The sequence below is a fragment of the Limnohabitans sp. B9-3 genome, assembly GCF_002778325.1.
In the GTDB taxonomy this organism is placed as follows: Bacteria; Pseudomonadota; Gammaproteobacteria; order Burkholderiales; family Burkholderiaceae_C; genus Limnohabitans; species Limnohabitans kasalickyi.
The window spans coordinates 167,279-182,342 of the sequence record NZ_NESI01000004.1 but is presented as its reverse complement, the minus strand read 5'-3'; the positions used below and the strand labels follow the sequence as shown (position 1 = coordinate 182,342).

The following is a 15,064-nucleotide window of genomic DNA, read 5'->3' as shown; positions in this document are numbered from 1 at the left end:
CGACTTACTTTTGCGCTTGTTTTACTGCGTCTTGCATATCCGTATTGATTTTGTTGAGGGCTTCGTCGGTGCTCAATTCACCCACCAAGGCTTGTGTGACGCGTGACACGGTCGGCAGCATCAGGGCGCGGTTGTATTTGTAGCCTTGGAATTTGTAGGCGACGGGTGATAACTGAGCCACACCAGAGCCAAAAATGCCCAAGGCTGCGCGAGCAGCGGGTTGTGCATTGACGTAATTCACCCCTTTTTTGGCCAATCCAGCGTGCGCTGGAATGTTGTTTGTTTTGGCGATGAAATCGGCATAGTTGGCCTCAGCAGCCATGAAGTTCAAGAAGGCGGCCGTTTCTTTGGGCGACTTGCTGGTTTTCAACGCGACCCAAGCTGCGCCTCCGGGAATGCCGGTGCAAGCGGCTACGCCACAAGGGTTTGGCACGGCCACCCAGTCAAATTTGTTGCCGATGTCTTTTTGCAAACGGTTAATTTGCCATGACCCAGACAAGACCATCACGGTGTTGCCGTTGATGAATTCACCAATCGAGTCGGCATAAGTGGAACCGCCTGAGCCTGCCCATACTTCTTTGAGCAGGGTGCCGTCTTTGTGCCAGCCTACAAATTTGTTGACCGTGGTTTTATAGCCCGCATCCAGCGTCAAATCGCCCTTGGCATCAAAAATGGCAGCGCCGTTGCTGATGGCGGGACCCGCAAATCGGTGCCCCGAGCGGTCCCAGGCCATGGCTGCTTTGGTTTGCGTGGCTTTGGCGACTTTGTTGGCGGCGACAACCCATTCATCCCATGTCGCTTTGGGGCCGGGGAGCGCGACTTTGGCTTGTTCAAACAGGGTTTTGTTGACGTATGGGCCTGTCATCGTCAGTTGAGACATAAAGCCATAAATGCCTTTGTCCCCGGCATTGGGGCTCAACCATCCGGCAGTGCTGCCAAATTGTGCATCGAAATATTTTTGATCTTTGATGTGGGACGAAATGTCCAAATAAAACTTGGATAAGCCGCCCAAGTCGGTCACGCGCGCAATGTCTGGACCTTGTCCTGCGGCCAATTGAACGGGGAGTTGCTCAAGAATGGTCTTGTAAGGCACGGCATCGACCACGATTTTGATGCCAGGGTTTTGTGCTTCAAACTTCTTGGCCAATTCTGCCGTCACATCACATTCGACGCCATCTTGGTAGCACATGACACGAACTTCTTGTGCTTGCGCTGAAATGGCGCCTGCGGCAATCAAGGCCATGCTCAAAACTTGTAAGGAGTGGCAACGAACGTTGGACTTAATCATAGACATGCAGGCACCTTGGGTTAAACGTATGATGAATGATAGGCCTGCCAATGGCGTCATTTCGTTAGCGTTTACTCGCATATGCCGATTGAGAAGCCGCATATCAGGCTTCTTTGCCCATGGGGCATTGGGTGCGGCTTGCTGCTATGGCCCGGCAGCCGCTTGTTTCGTTAAAGCGGCGCGTTTGGCGCAGCGCGCGACACGCTCAACGTCTTGGCTGCCGTGCTGGCTGCACGCTTGTCGTCCACGCCCGCAAACTTTGAATACTTTGCCGTGAGCGGAACCAATTGGGCGTAAATGCGAGGCGGCGCCGCCAAACACTCTTCGTGCTCAAGGTAGGGGCCCTCGCCAGTGAAGTTGCTCACCAAGCCACCGGCTTCGGTGACCAGCAAAGCGCCCGCGGCCATGTCCCAAGGCTTCAAGCCAAATTCAAAGAAGCCATCGCTAAAGCCCGCGGCCACGTAGGCCAAGTCGAGCGCGGCTGCACCGGGACGGCGCAGGCCGGCGGTGCGTTGCATCAAGTCGCCCATGAGGCTGAGGTATCGGTTGAAGTCGTCACCCGGGCGGAAGGGAAAGCCGGTGGACAGCAAGCACTCTTCCAGGCGGGTGCGCTTGCTCACGCGGATGCGGCGGTCGTTCATGAATGCGCCACGGCCTTTACTGGCGGTGAACAGATCGTTGCGGGTGGGGTCATACACCACGGCTTGTTCGACGCGACCTTGCACTTGCAGCGCAATGCTCACGCAGTAAAAAGGGAAGCCGTGAATGAAGTTGGTGGTGCCATCAAGCGGATCGATGATCCAGATGTGGTCGGCGTCGGGGTTGCCGTGTGTGGCGCCAGACTCTTCGGCCAAGATACCGTGGTCAGGGTAAGCGCCCAAGAGGGTCTCGATGATGATGCGTTCGCTGTTGTGGTCAACCTCGGTCACAAAGTCGTTCACTTGCTTCTGTGAAATACGCACAGCTTCCACGTCGAGCGCGGCGCGGTTGATGATGGCGCCTGCGGCGCGTGCAGCCTTAACGGCCACGTTGAGCATGGGGTGTACAGAAGAGGACGACATAGATTTTGTGAAGAGCTGACCCAACCAGGCCGAGGATGAACGCCCGGCGATGCGGGCGGCGACAATAGCTCAGTATTTTACGCGCTAACACTCACATCTCCGTCATGAAAACCCGATTCATCCTCATCCACACCAGCCACGCTGGCAATGTGGGCTCCGCAGCCCGTGCCATGAAGGTCATGGGATTCACCGAAATGGTGCTGGTGGCTCCCCGTTGGGACAACGTGCTGCGCCGCGAAGAGACCATCCAGCGCGCCAGCGGTGCCCTCGATGTTTTGGCCAACGCCCGCGTGGTGGCCACATTGGACGAAGCTTTGGAAGGCATGACCCACCTGTGTGCCACTGCCATGACGCCCCGCGACTTTGGCCCGCCCACCTTAGAGCCTCGACCGCACTTTGCGGCTTTGGCTGCTGATCACCTCAACGACCCAGACTTCGGCGTGGCGTTTTTGTTTGGTTCCGAGCGTTTTGGCATGCGCAACGAGGACGTGTACCGCTGCCACACGTGCTTGAGCATTCCGACAGACCCAAAATTTGGCTCACTCAATTTGGGGGCCGCTGTGCAAGTGTTGGCTTACGACTGGCGACAGGCTTTGGGCGGACTTGTCACGATGTTGCCGTCTGCCGATGCCGCACCCGCACCCCTATCTGCGACCGCTACTGCACGCACAGCCTCAGTACCAGAGGTCACACCGTTGGCCGACGCCCAGCAACTCGCAGGGTTGCTCGATCACTGGCAGCAGTCGCTCACCGATATTGGCTTTTTAGACCCACAAGCCCCTAAAAAACTCATGCCTCGTTTGAACCAGTTGTTCAACCGCGCCCAGGTCACACAAGAAGAAATTCACATTTTGCGTGGCATCGCCAAAGCCATGTCGCAGGCGGCCCAAACCGCAGCGACCAAACAAGTCTGAAACCACGCTGTTCAGACAACGATAATTCACGTATGTTTTCTCGCATCCGCTCAGACGTTCAATGCATTTTGGACCGTGACCCCGCCGCTCGCAGCCGCTGGGAAGTCTTGACCTGCTACCCCGGTTTGCACGCGGTGGTGCTGCATCGCTTGGCACATGGCTCTTGGACGCTGGGTTTGAAATGGCTGGGTCGTTTTATTTCTCACATCTCGCGTGGGCTCACTGGCATTGAAATCCACCCAGCCGCCAAGATTGGTGAACGTGTGTTTTTTGACCATGCCATGGGCGTGGTCGTGGGTGAGACGGCAGAAATTGGCGACGGTTGCACGATTTACCAAGGTGTGACCTTGGGCGGTACGTCCCTGTACAAAGGCGCGAAACGTCACCCGACCTTGGGCAAAGACGTCGTCATTGGTGCAGGCGCCAAGGTGCTGGGGGGCTTCACCGTCGGCGATGGTGCCAAGGTGGGTAGCAACGCGGTGGTGACCAAACCTGTGCCTGCGGGTGCTACAGCGGTGGGTAACCCCGCGCGCATCATTCACGCTGAGACTGATGCCAAACGTGAAGAAACCGCGTCCAAAATGGGCTTTTCAGCTTACGGTGTCACCCAAAACGACGATCCCGTCAGCCAAGCCATGCGTGGCTTGATTGACAACGCTGCCACGCAAGAGCACCAAATTGCCTTGCTTTGGCAGGCCATTGAGCAATTGTCTAGCGGTCAAGCCCTGCCCGTTCGCGTGCCCAACGATGCAGCGCGAAAAGAACAATTCGAAGCGGCGCGTATCAACCAGTTGCTTGAAGAGTGATGAATTTTTTAACCCTTTATCCCACCGAAATTTCTGCTGTGCTGAACGACGAAGGTAGCTTTGTCGGCGAGATGAGCATGAACATTGAGCAGTACGGTTTGTTTTTCAGTGAAGTGAAGTGCGCCATCACGATGCGTATCGAGGCCGGTCACGCACAGCCTTGGTACTTGGCCATCGACCCGATCGACTCGGTGGAGGTGCCGCACTTCACCAAGTTTGTTGATGCGATGAACAGCTATGTGTTCAACGTCTTGTGCTTTGAGCCGCATTTGAAACGACAGGGCAGCGACTCGCCGCGCATTCAGCTTTTCTTCGATGAAATCTTCTTCGACATGTCCGAAGAGAAACCGCGTGCGCGCAGTGCCAACCCCACGCCTGATGGCAAGACTAAAGCCAAAGCCAAAGGGAAACCCGTCAAGCGCTGAAACGTGGCTCAGCGCGCGGGTCGCACAGCCGTTTTGGGTCGCCAGCCTTTGCAAAACGCATCACGCGTTTCCATGTAGGGACCTCCGATCAAATCGATGCAATAAGGCACCGCGGCAAAAATGCCGTCCACCAGTTGTTGGCCTTGTGGATCTTTTAAGCCGCCCAAGGTTTCTTGAATCGACTTGGGCTGGCCGGGTAAGTTGATGATCAAGCTTTGACCGCGAATCACTGCCACTTGGCGCGACAAAATAGCGGTCGGCACAAACCGCAGACTGATTTGGCGCATTTGCTCGCCAAAACCGGGCATCTCTTTGTCGGCCACGGCCAAGGTTGCTTCTGGCGTGACATCGCGCAGAGCAGGGCCTGTGCCGCCTGTGGTCAGCACCAAGGCGCAACCCGCATCGACCAATTCAATCAGCGTTTGGCTGATTGTGGCCTGGTCATCGGGGATCAAGCGGGCTTGGTACTCGATGGGGTTGAGCAGGGCTTGGCCCAACCAGTCGCGCAGCGCAGGCAAGCCCTTGTCTTCGTAGGTGCCGCTTGAGGCGCGGTCGCTGATGGAGACGATGCCCACGCGAATGGTGTCGCAACGTGCGTCTGGTGTTGGCAAAGATATCTCGCTCATGGCTTGTACTCTCCGTCGTCTTCTTCGGGCGTGTGGGCGGCATCGTCCGCCAAATTCATCTGTTCTTTGATGAGTTGAAAAATGTCACGGAACGCACGGCCTTGACGCGGCAACAAGCCCTTGGCCACATCGGCTTTGGAGGTGGTGTCGTCCTTGCGGGCTTGGCGCACCAAGGCGCGCAGTTGCTGGCTGTCGGTGCTGGGGTGTTCGTTCATCCATTCTTGGACGGCGGTGTCGTCGGCGATCAAACGGTCGCGCCAGTGCTCGGCCAAATGCAGTGCCAAGGTGTCGCGGGTGCTGCCCATGCGTTGTTCGTTGAGCGCGTCTTTGACGGCTGCAATCGATTCTTCGCTCAGCTTGCGCATGAGTTTGCCCACGTACTGCATTTGACGGCGCTTGCCTTCAAAGTTCGTGATGCGGCGGGCTTCGGCCAAGGCCTCGCGCAGTTGGTCGGTGACATGGCCTTGGAGGTTCAGACGCTGCGCCAAATCGTTTCGAAGCGTCAGCATGTCCACGCCTAGGTCTTGGCGATCGTCACTGTCTTTTTTGCGGTCGGTGCGGCTGGCGCCGTCGGTGCCTTTGAGTTCGGCTTTGAGTTCGAGGTCGAGTTCGCTGCCTTCGGCCACAAATTGGCCGCGGACGAAATAACCTTTTTTGGGTTTACGTGACATAGGGGGGAGGTAAATATCGGCTGTTTCGCCCTCCAAAACGGAGGCCAACGCACTGACAAGTATCATAGCCGCCGATATGACCAAAGCCTCCAAAAACCAAGCCCCTCTCCATTCGCCTGCGCAAGGCTTCAGCCACAGCCGCGAGCAATTCGAAGCGCTGGTGGATCACGCCATCGCACACGCCAAAAAACTAGGCGCCACCGATGTGGGGGCTGAGGCCTCTGAAGGCTGCGGTTTGAGCGTGTCTGTGCGCAAGGGCGAGTTAGAAAATGTGGAACGCAACCGCGACAAGTCGTTGGGCGTGACCGTGTATTTGGGCAACCGCCGTGGCAACGCCAGCACCTCTGATTTTTCAGGGGCTGCGGTTGAACGTACCGTGCAGGCGGCCTACGACATCGCCCGGTTCACGGCAGAAGACCCGACTGCAGGTTTGCCTGACGAAAAAGACATCGCCAAAACGCACCGCGATTTGGATTTGTTTCACCCTTGGGCCATCACCAGCGAAGAAGCGGCGGTGTTGGCTTTGCGTTGCGAAGAGGCGGCTTTGCGCACCAGCAAGCGCATCACAAACAGCGAAGGTGCTGGGGTGTCTGCCCAGCAAAGTCACTTTTTCAGCGCACACACGCACGGTTTTCGTGGCGGCTACGCGAGTTCGCGCCAAGGTTTTTCGGTCGCTCCGATTGCCGGTAAAGGGAACAACATGCAGCGCGACTCGTGGTACAGCTCCATGCGTTCTGCCGAAGATTTGGCCTCGCCCGAAGCGGTGGGGCGCTACGCGGCAGAGCGCGCCTTGAGCCGTTTGAAGTCTCGCAAAATTGCTACCACCGAATGCCCCGTTCTGTTTGAAGCGCCGGTCGCTGCAGGCTTGTTGGGTGGATTTGTGCAGGCCGTCAGCGGCGGATCTCTGTACCGCAAGAGTACGTTTTTGCTGGACTCCTTGGGCAAAAAGGTGTTCCCTAAGCACATCGACATTTCGGAAGACCCGTTCATCTTGCGCGGCAAAGGCAGCTCGCCGTTCGACGACGAAGGCGTGACCACCCGCGCGCGCAGCGTGGTCAAAGGCGGTCGTGTGGAAGGCTACTTCTTGAGCACCTACTCAGCCCGCAAACTGGGTATGCCCACGACGGGCAATGCCGGTGGCTCGCACAACTTGGTGATGCGCTCGCGTTTGACCCAAAGCAGCGACGACTTAGACGCCATGTTGAAAAAGCTCGGCACAGGCCTATTCGTGATTGAGCTGATGGGCCAAGGCGTGAACTACGTGACCGGCGATTACTCGCGCGGTGCCAGCGGTTTTTGGGTGGAGAACGGCCAAATCGCCTTCCCTGTTCAAGAAATCACCATCGCGGGCAACATGAAAGACATGTTCCAAGGCATCGACGCGATTGGTGCTGACGCCTACAACATGGGCGCCAAAACGATTGGCTCCGTGTTGATCAACCGCATGAAGGTGGCAGGCAGTTAAAACGTCAAACCTCCAAGCAAAACGGGCCTTCAAGGCCCGTTTTTTTATGCGTGGTGTGCGTTTTTAGCCCGCTAATGCTGCTTTTACGGCCGCAGACACCAAGCCCATGTCGGCCTTGCCGGCCAATTGCGCTTTCACCGCGCCCATGACTTTGCCCATGTCGCCAGGACCAGCGGCACCGACTTCAGCCACGATGGCTTTCACGGCAGCTGTGATTTCGTCGGCGCTCAGGCGTTGGGGCAAGTACACCTCCAACACTTTCATTTCAGCGCTTTCCACGTCGGCCAAGTCTTGGCGTTGCGCGCTCAGGTAGGCGGCAACCGAGTCTTTGCGCTGCTTGATCAGTTTGTCGACGATGGCGATCACCATGGCGTCGTCCAGCTCCACGCGCTCATCCACTTCTTTTTGTTTCATCGCGGCTTGCAGCAAGCGGATGGTGCCCAAACGCACGCTGTCTTTGGCGCGCATGGCGGTTTTCATGTCTTCGGTGATTTGTGCTTTGAGGCTCATGGTCGGCTCCGTTGGCGAAAGGTGGGAAGTGTGATGAGGCAAAAAAAAACTCGCATGAGCGTCCCCATGCGAGCGTCTGATTAGGTTTTTCAACCCAGATCAGGAAGAAGCTGGTTAGTACAGCTTCTTGGGCAACTGCATGCTGCGGATGCGCTTGTAGTTGCGTTTCACGGCAGCTGCTTTTTTACGCTTACGTTCAGCCGTTGGCTTCTCGTAGAACTCGCGAGCGCGCAAGTCGGTCAAAAGACCCAATTTTTCAATGGTGCGCTTGAAGCGACGCAGAGCAACGTCAAACGGTTCGTTTTCTTTAACACGGATGGTGGTCATTACCAAAATTTCCAATTATTTGCAGTCAGAGGGTGCCTAGGAAGATCGTGCCTAAGCGCCGTGCCTGCGATGTTCCCCAACATGAAGTTGATCAGGCCGTTGGGGGTTTGCCAGCAAAGAGATAAATTATAGCGGCTTATCCAGCGGGTTTGACGCGTTCGCCCAAGGCTTTTGCACAGGCATGGGCGCTGGCCCAAGCCCATTGGAAGTTATAGCCCCCCAGCCAGCCTGTGATGTCCACTACTTCGCCAATGAAATACAGCCCGGGCTGCTTGGATTCCATGGTCTGTTGCGACAAGTCGCGTGTGTTCACGCCGCCCACCGTGACTTCGGCTTTTTTGTAACCTTCGGTGCCTGTGGGGGTGAGGGGCCAACTGCTCAAACGTTGTGCCAAAAGGTTGAGTGCTTTGTCGCTGGCCTCAATCACGGGTCGCTGCCACGCGGTGTCTTGGCTGGCCCAGGTGTCGGCCAAACGTGAGGGCACCCAAGCATTGAGTTCATTGGCGATTAACTTTTTAGAGTGCTGCTTGGCACGCAAGAGCGCATCTGCCATGTCGACCTCGGGCGCCAAGTTGATGCGAATGTCTGAGCCAGCATGCCAATAGCTTGATATTTGCAGCACCCCGGGGCCAGAGAGGCCGCGGTGGGTGAACAACAGGTCTTCGTCAAAGCTTTGCAGCGTTTTTTTGCTGCCCGTCTCAATCCGAACCGGCAGAGACAAGCCAGACAGTTGGGCGTAGGGCCCCCAAGCGTCGCCATCAAAGGTGAGCGGCACCAGCCCTGGGCGGGGTTCGACCACACGCAGGTCAAACTGCTTGGCCAGTCGGTAACCGATGTCAGTCGCCCCAATTTTCGGTATCGACAAGCCGCCCGTTGCCACCACCACTGCGGCGGCTTGCACGGTGCCTTGGTCCGTGTCCACTTCGTAGCGCTGGGCCTCGGGCGCAGTATCTGAATAGCGAATGGCTTTCAAGCTGCAGGGCTGCCAGCGCGTCACGCTGCCGCCGTTGGCGGACCCATGGCATTCGGCCAGCAGCATTTGAATCAGGTCTTCGGCGGAGCGGTCGCAAAACAGCTGGCCTTTGTGCTTTTCGTGAAACGGGATGCTGTGTTTTTGCATGAGCGCCACAAAGTCTTGCGGCGTGTAGCGCGAGAGGGCGCTGCGACAAAACTGCGGGTTATCGCCCAAAAAGTGCTTATGCGGAGCCCGTACATCAAGTTCGCGGTTGGTGAAATTGCTGCGGCCACCGCCTGAGATGCGGATTTTTTCGGCCACTTTTTCACTGTGGTCGAGCACCAGCACTTGCAAGCCCTGTTGCGCAGCCACGCCTGCACAAAACAAACCGGCAGCACCGGCACCCACGATCACCACATCAAACAATTTCATGGCGTGAGTTTAGTGGCCTAGTTTTTTGTCGTTCAAGATGTGTTGTTTGAATGCCTCTGCGACCGGTGAAAGATTTTTTGCAGCGAGGTGTACCAAATGCCATGAAGAGCGCAATGGAAACCCCGGCACCTGAATGACGCTGGCACCATGCTCTTTTTGATGCCCATGCAAAGCATGTTGAGAGATCACACCAATGCCGAGGCCGCCAGCCACAGCTTCTTTGATGGCCTCGTTGCTCCCCAGCTCCAAGCGAATGTTGGGGCGAAATTTTGTTTTGGCAAAGTGCGCATCGCCAGCCATTCGGGTGCCCGATCCCTTCTCACGCAAAATGAATCTGTGCTTTGACAATTCGGCGAGCGAAACTTTGGCTTGTTTGACCAGTGGGTCCTTAGAAGCCGCAATCATCACGATCGGGTTGGGCATCACGATTTCGTCGATCAGCGTGAGGTCACTCGGCGGCATGGACATGATGTAGAGGTCATCTCGGTTGTCACGCAAACGCTCCAATACCCCATCACGGTTCAAGATTTCCAGTGAGACATCGATGGACGGATGACGTTTGCAAAAAGAACCCATCAGTTTGGGCATGAAGTACTTGGCCGTACTGACGACAGAAATTTTCAGTCGACCTCGCGTGATGCCCTTGATGGCATCGACGCCTTGCTCAAACGATTCCCAGGTCTGACCCATTTCTCGCGCGGTGGCCGCCAGTAACAGGCCGGTCTCGGTCAGATAAATCTTTTTACCAATGACCTCGTAAAGCGGCAGGCCTATGGCCAAGCTCATTTCTTTGAGTTGCATGGATGCCGTGGGCTGCGTGACATGCACCGCTTTTGCAGCGGCGCTGACACTGCCTTTATCGGCCAAGGCTTGAAAAAGTCGCAGTTGGCGAAACGTTAAATGCATAGACTTTTATCTATAGTGATGTATTGAAGAATCAATTTTACAAAACAGTGCGTGAAATTTAAGATTTCGGCAAAGGAATCCACCATGCACAATCTTCTCGACCCTGCCATCTTGTTTTTTATCGTCGGGGTCCTAGCCGGGGCTGTCCGGTCTAATCTTGAAATTCCGCCTGCTATTTCCCGTTTTCTGTCTTTGTACCTGCTCATGGCGCTGGGTTTGAAAGGTGGCTTTGCGCTGTCACATTCAGGCCTGACGGCTCAAGTTGGCATCAGTTTGGCGGCGGCCGTCGCGCTTGCCATCTGCATTCCACTGATGGGGTACTGGTTTTTACGCCGTTTCGTTTCAGGGTTTGATGCTGCGGCGGTCGCTGCCACGTACGGGTCTGTGAGTGCGGTGACGTTTGTGACGGCCGTTCAATATTTAGAAAATTCAGGGGTGTCCTATGGCGGACACATGGCGGCAGCGATGGCTTTGATGGAGTCTCCGGCCATCATCATGGCGGTGGTGTTTGCCAATGTGTTGCGGCAAAACAAGGGCCATGCTTGGCTGCCCTTGGGTGGCAGCGCTGTTGCGCCACAGGCTTCATCCGCGCTGCCCAGTATGAAGGTGGGCAAGATCTTGCACGAGTCCTTCACCGACGGCGCCCAGTTGCTGCTTTTGGGTGCGATGCTGGTGGGCTTGCTCACGGGTGAAGCGGGCAAGGCTGCCATGCAGCCTTTCTCAGGCGATCTGTTCAAGGGCATGCTGTCGTTCTTTTTGCTCGACATGGGTTTGATGGCCGCGCGCAATTTGCCCAAGGCGAGCGATCGTTCACCTGTGTTGATGGCCTACGCCGTGTTGGGTCCTTTGACCCATGCCAGCTTGGCCTTGGGGCTGGCTGTCTTATTGCGCCTTCCTGTGGGTGACGGCGCCTTGTTGATGGTCTTGGCGGCCAGTGCCTCTTACATTGCGGTGCCTGCTGTTTTGAAATATGCACTGCCTGAATCCAACCCGTCCTTGTACTTTGGCTTGAGTCTTGGCGTGACCTTTCCCTTGAATATTTTGTTTGGCATTCCGATTTATGTATCCTTGGCGCAAAATTTTTTAGGATGAGGTGTCAATGGCAACGTGTGCAGGGCTTGTTTACCAAGGCAGTCAAGTTGCCTTTCTGACGCAGCACGGCAAAGAGCATTTGGTCCGAGATCGCTTAGAGGCGTCCTTGGGTTGCCAACTGGTGCACACGGCGGCTTACGACACGGATTTGTTGGGCACATTCACCAAAGAGGTGGCACGACAAGGTTCGCAACTCGATGCCGCCAGGGCCAAAGCACAGATCGGCATGCGTCTGACGGGTTTGCACATTGGGATCGCCAGTGAGGGTGCATTTGGACCCGATCCGTTTGTCGGTTTTATCCCCTGGAACTCGGAAGTTTTAATCTGGGTTGATCAACAACTTGGCTTGGAAGTGCAAGGCTTCGCGCATGGTCCGGCTCAGAGCGTGCAAAGAACCCTCCACACCTTGGATGAGCTGCACAGCTTCGTCGGCCATGCCAATTTTCCGAGCCATGGTTTGAACTTACGCCCTGAACACGCAGACGCGGGTGAGTGGCAAAAAGGCATTTGTGACACGCAGGCACTGACGCAGGCATTCCATGTCGCTCAGACGCAGTCTGCAGAGGGTGGGGTGGTGGTTGAAAACGACCTGCGGGCATTTTCAAACCCGACCCGACAAGCACTGATCCGTCAAGCCATGGACGATTTGATACAAAAGTTACGTTCAGCCTGTCCTCAATGCGCCAAGCCTGGTTTTAGCTTGACGAAAAAAAGTCCAGGCTTACCTTGCCGAGCATGCGCACGTCCTACGCAGTTGCCTCTCGCAGAAGTTTGGCAGTGTGTGTCGTGCAATTTTCAAGAGCAGAGGGCTGTTGAGCGGGTTGAATCGGCCGACCCTGCGCGCTGCAACTATTGCAACCCTTGATCCGTGAACTCAGACGCTGGGCTTGGCCGGCGGTGTCTCCAAGCCGCCCATGTAAAAGCGGTTGAAGGTGGGCGAGATGATGAGCTCGTTGATGCAGGTGCGCGCCGGCATTTGGGCCAAAAACAAAATGGCTTGGCCCATGTCTTCGGCTTGCACCATGCGGTCGCGTTGCTCTTGCGAAGGCGGCACGGGGCGCTTGTTCAAAATGGGTGTGGCCACTTCGCCTGGCAGCACCGAGCTGGCGCGAATGCCATTGCCGCCTTCTTCCATGTTGATCGATTCGGTCAAGGCGATCACCGCACGTTTGGTGGCGTTGTAAGCCGGACCGGTGAGCTTGGAGGCATACAAACCCGCCCACGACGAGACGTTGATGATCAAGCCGCCGCCTCGTGCGCGCATGCTGGGCAGCACGGCGTGGACGGTGTAAAACGAGCCCGACAGGTTGATGGCCACCACGTTGTCCCAATCGTCGACCGAGACCACATCGAAGTTGCGCTTGGTGGCGTTGGTGCCCGCGCTGTTGACCAAGATGTCAATGTGCCCGTGCTGCGCCAAGATCTGGTCTGCCGCTGCTTTGACCGCGTGTTTGTCGGCCACATCGAGTTCAATGCCTTGCGCACTGCCCAAGGCTTGCAGTACCGCCAAGCCCGAGGCGTTAGACGCTGCGTTGCGGCCAGAAATCACCACATGGGCACCTGCTTTGACCAACTCAATGGCTCCTGCTAAACCAATGCCGCTGCCGCCCCCTGTGACCCAAGCCACTTGACCTTTGAGTGAATTGCTCATGACGATGTCTCCTATGTTGTCAGATGCTGCGATCTGAGCACAGGCCTCTTGCAAGGGCTGTTCTATGGGTGACAGCCTGGGTTGGCGTGTTCAGCCTTGTGCGGCTTGTTGCACCGTCGATGCCGCTTGGTTTTGCATTTCCAACAAACCCTTGAACACATCACCCACCACAATCACAGAGGGGCTTGCCAGTTTTTCGCGCGCCACCGTTTGGTGCAACTCCGCCAAGGTACACACGGCGTGCCGTTGCGTGGGCAGGCTCACCTGATGCACGATGGCCACTGGGGTCTCTGCGCGCAATCCTTTCAACAACGCTGCTTGCAAGGCGGATGCGCCACGCATGCCCATGTAAATGACCAAGGTGAGCTTGGCTTGCTGTGCGGTTTTGGCCAGCGCCACCCAGTCCACCCCGTCGGACGAACCTTGCTTGGCATGGCCGGTGATGAACACCACGCCGTGCGCGTGTTCGCGGTGCGTCAGTGGCACGCCTAACGAGGTGACGCCTGCGAGCCCTGAGGTGATGCCGTTGACAACTGTCACCGCCACGCCTTGCGTTTGCAAATGTTCAACTTCTTCGCCGCCACGCCCAAAAATGAAGGGATCGCCGCCTTTCAGCCGTACCACCGTCTCGCCCGCAAGCGCTTCTTGCAGCATGAGTTTTTCGATGAAGGCTTGCGGCGTGGATTGGCAGCCACCGCGTTTGCCCACATGGATGATGCGTGCGGTGGGGGAGGCATGGGCCGTGATGGCATCGCTCACCAAATCGTCCACCAGCAACACAGTGGCTGATGCAATGGCTTTGACCGCTTTGAGTGTCAACAGCTCAGGGTCACCAGGGCCAGCGCCCACCAAGGTGACATGAGGCGTGGAAGATTTGACAGGTGTCATGGTTGAATTTTCAAAGCAAGGGTGTCAAGGCAGGGCGATCGAGGGGCAGTTCAGAGTGCCAGCGCTTGCAGCGCGGCCTGAACTTGGCGGGCAATCGGGGCGGGCACGGGCAGTTGGCCGTCGAGCACGTTTTGGATGTAGTGGGCGGTGCTGTCGGCGTCGATCTGTGTGGGCAGTTCTGGCAGTTTGAGCAACGAGCCCGCTTGCGCTTCGACCAAGGGGGTGCGTGTGCCGTTCACAAACGCATCAATTTGCGGCAAACGCCGTGCATCGGCCACCACTTCGCCCTCGGTGCCCCGAAGCAAGAGGGCGCGAGCCTCGGTCAACGCCAACGTGGCCGCCATGGAAATGGCGTACTCGGGGTGGGTGTAGCTGCTGACCAGCAAGGTGCGCGCCTCTGGGATCTGGGGTGTGCTGCCGACTATCGGTGACGTCGATGGCGACGTAGACAGGGATAAGCGCGCCACAGGGTTCATCAACTTCACCAAGCTGTGTGCGGGGTTGCGCAGATTCACAACGCGGCGAACATCCAACAAGCGTTTCAAGGCAGGATTGAGCACCTCGGTCGGCACAAACGCCACCTCGCCTGCGGCCACAGTACTGGCAGTTTGACGCGCTTGAATGCCCAAGGCCGCCAACACCGCTTCTGAGGTGATACGGCTGGCTTCGGTGGCCGTGCCATGCATGACCACTGCCAAGCCCTCGCGGGCCAACAGACAGGCCAACAGCGGGGTGAGTACAGGCAATTTGCGTGCGCCGTTGTAGCTGGGCAGCACAACAACTGGCGTGTTAGCGTGGGCGCCTACGTGTTGCAGGCGTGCATGCGTGGCGTCTAAAAAACCGGCCATTTCTTCGGGCGTTTCGCCTTTGATGCGCATGGCCAAGCAAAACGCGCCAATTTCTAAGTCGCTCACTTGGCCATCGAGCACTTGGCCCATCAGGTCGGTGGCGTGTTCGCGCGTGAGGGGGCGAGCGCCGTCGCGACCGCGCCCGATGTCTTTGATGTAGTGGCCAATTCCCATGCGTGTATTGTCTCGCAGCGCTGAT

17 protein-coding genes are annotated in these 15,064 nt (G+C 56.9%); 6 read left to right on the top strand and 11 right to left on the bottom strand.

Annotated elements, in window-relative coordinates:
- Positions 1-4 precede the first annotated feature (4 nt).
- Positions 5-1,243, bottom strand: a complete 1,239-nt coding sequence (locus B9Z42_RS08635) for an ABC transporter substrate-binding protein (protein ID WP_233203576.1) — start codon at positions 1,241-1,243, stop codon at positions 5-7.
- Positions 1,244-1,458: 215 nt separating this feature from the next.
- A complete protein-coding gene (locus B9Z42_RS08630; RefSeq protein ID WP_100132953.1) occupies positions 1,459-2,349 on the bottom strand; it encodes an inositol monophosphatase family protein in 891 nt (296 codons plus the stop codon).
- Positions 2,350-2,453: 104 nt separating this feature from the next.
- Between B9Z42_RS08630 and B9Z42_RS08625 the strand changes: the two genes are divergently transcribed.
- Genes B9Z42_RS08625 through B9Z42_RS08615 form a run of 3 tightly spaced genes read left to right on the top strand, consistent with a single transcriptional unit; the run spans position 2,454 to position 4,494 of the window.
- Positions 2,454-3,263 (top strand): RNA methyltransferase, encoded by an 810-nt coding sequence (locus tag B9Z42_RS08625; RefSeq protein ID WP_100132952.1) that lies wholly within the window; start codon positions 2,454-2,456, stop codon positions 3,261-3,263.
- Positions 3,264-3,295: 32 nt separating this feature from the next.
- Complete coding sequence (cysE, locus tag B9Z42_RS08620; RefSeq protein WP_100132951.1) at positions 3,296-4,069, top strand: serine O-acetyltransferase; 774 nt, start codon at positions 3,296-3,298, stop codon at positions 4,067-4,069.
- Positions 4,069-4,494 carry a hypothetical protein gene (locus tag B9Z42_RS08615; protein WP_100132950.1) on the top strand — a complete coding sequence of 142 codons (426 nt, stop codon included), beginning with the start codon at positions 4,069-4,071 and terminating at the stop codon, positions 4,492-4,494. The genes cysE and B9Z42_RS08615 overlap by 1 nt, the downstream gene beginning before the upstream one ends.
- An 8-nt stretch (positions 4,495-4,502) precedes the next feature.
- Here B9Z42_RS08615 and mog read toward each other — a convergent pair whose 3' ends face one another.
- Positions 4,503-5,120: a molybdopterin adenylyltransferase gene (gene mog / locus B9Z42_RS08610; protein WP_100132949.1), complete on the bottom strand. Its 618-nt coding sequence runs from the start codon at positions 5,118-5,120 to the stop codon at positions 4,503-4,505.
- Positions 5,117-5,791 (bottom strand): ribosome biogenesis factor YjgA, encoded by a 675-nt coding sequence (gene yjgA / locus B9Z42_RS08605; protein WP_100133066.1) that lies wholly within the window; start codon positions 5,789-5,791, stop codon positions 5,117-5,119. The genes mog and yjgA overlap by 4 nt, the downstream gene beginning before the upstream one ends.
- Positions 5,792-5,867: 76 nt before the next feature.
- On the opposite strand from yjgA, the gene pmbA reads away from it, so the two are divergent.
- Positions 5,868-7,256 (top strand): metalloprotease PmbA, encoded by a 1,389-nt coding sequence (gene pmbA, locus B9Z42_RS08600; RefSeq protein WP_100132948.1) that lies wholly within the window; start codon positions 5,868-5,870, stop codon positions 7,254-7,256.
- A 63-nt stretch (positions 7,257-7,319) separates the two neighbouring features.
- On the opposite strand, the gene B9Z42_RS08595 is transcribed toward pmbA, so the two are convergent.
- The 4 genes from B9Z42_RS08595 to B9Z42_RS08580 form a co-directional block, all read right to left on the bottom strand.
- Positions 7,320-7,766, bottom strand: a complete 447-nt coding sequence (locus B9Z42_RS08595; RefSeq protein WP_100132947.1) for a GatB/YqeY domain-containing protein — start codon at positions 7,764-7,766, stop codon at positions 7,320-7,322.
- Positions 7,767-7,880: 114 nt separating this feature from the next.
- Entirely contained in the window at positions 7,881-8,093 is a 213-nt protein-coding gene (gene rpsU / locus B9Z42_RS08590) for a 30S ribosomal protein S21 (protein WP_006296472.1), read from the bottom strand.
- A gap of 136 nt (positions 8,094-8,229) precedes the next feature.
- Entirely contained in the window at positions 8,230-9,480 is a 1,251-nt protein-coding gene (locus tag B9Z42_RS08585) for an NAD(P)/FAD-dependent oxidoreductase (RefSeq protein ID WP_100132946.1), read from the bottom strand.
- 9 nt (positions 9,481-9,489) lie between these two features.
- Positions 9,490-10,386 carry a LysR family transcriptional regulator gene (locus tag B9Z42_RS08580; RefSeq protein ID WP_100132945.1) on the bottom strand — a complete coding sequence of 299 codons (897 nt, stop codon included), beginning with the start codon at positions 10,384-10,386 and terminating at the stop codon, positions 9,490-9,492.
- A gap of 84 nt (positions 10,387-10,470) precedes the next feature.
- On the opposite strand from B9Z42_RS08580, the gene B9Z42_RS08575 reads away from it, so the two are divergent.
- Positions 10,471-11,478, top strand: coding sequence for a sodium-dependent bicarbonate transport family permease (locus B9Z42_RS08575; RefSeq protein WP_100132944.1), 1,008 nt, complete (start codon positions 10,471-10,473; stop codon positions 11,476-11,478).
- A gap of 7 nt (positions 11,479-11,485) precedes the next feature.
- Positions 11,486-12,343 carry a DUF6671 family protein gene (locus B9Z42_RS08570; protein WP_100132943.1) on the top strand — a complete coding sequence of 286 codons (858 nt, stop codon included), beginning with the start codon at positions 11,486-11,488 and terminating at the stop codon, positions 12,341-12,343.
- Positions 12,344-12,352: 9 nt separating this feature from the next.
- On the opposite strand, the gene B9Z42_RS08565 is transcribed toward B9Z42_RS08570, so the two are convergent.
- The 3 genes from B9Z42_RS08565 to ybiB form a co-directional block, all read right to left on the bottom strand.
- Positions 12,353-13,129, bottom strand: a complete 777-nt coding sequence (locus B9Z42_RS08565) for an SDR family oxidoreductase (protein ID WP_100132942.1) — start codon at positions 13,127-13,129, stop codon at positions 12,353-12,355.
- Between the two features lie 90 nt (positions 13,130-13,219).
- Complete coding sequence (cobA, locus tag B9Z42_RS08560) at positions 13,220-14,017, bottom strand: uroporphyrinogen-III C-methyltransferase (protein ID WP_100132941.1); 798 nt, start codon at positions 14,015-14,017, stop codon at positions 13,220-13,222.
- Between the two features lie 50 nt (positions 14,018-14,067).
- Positions 14,068-15,039: a DNA-binding protein YbiB gene (ybiB, locus tag B9Z42_RS08555; RefSeq protein WP_100132940.1), complete on the bottom strand. Its 972-nt coding sequence runs from the start codon at positions 15,037-15,039 to the stop codon at positions 14,068-14,070.
- Positions 15,040-15,064 lie beyond the last annotated feature (25 nt).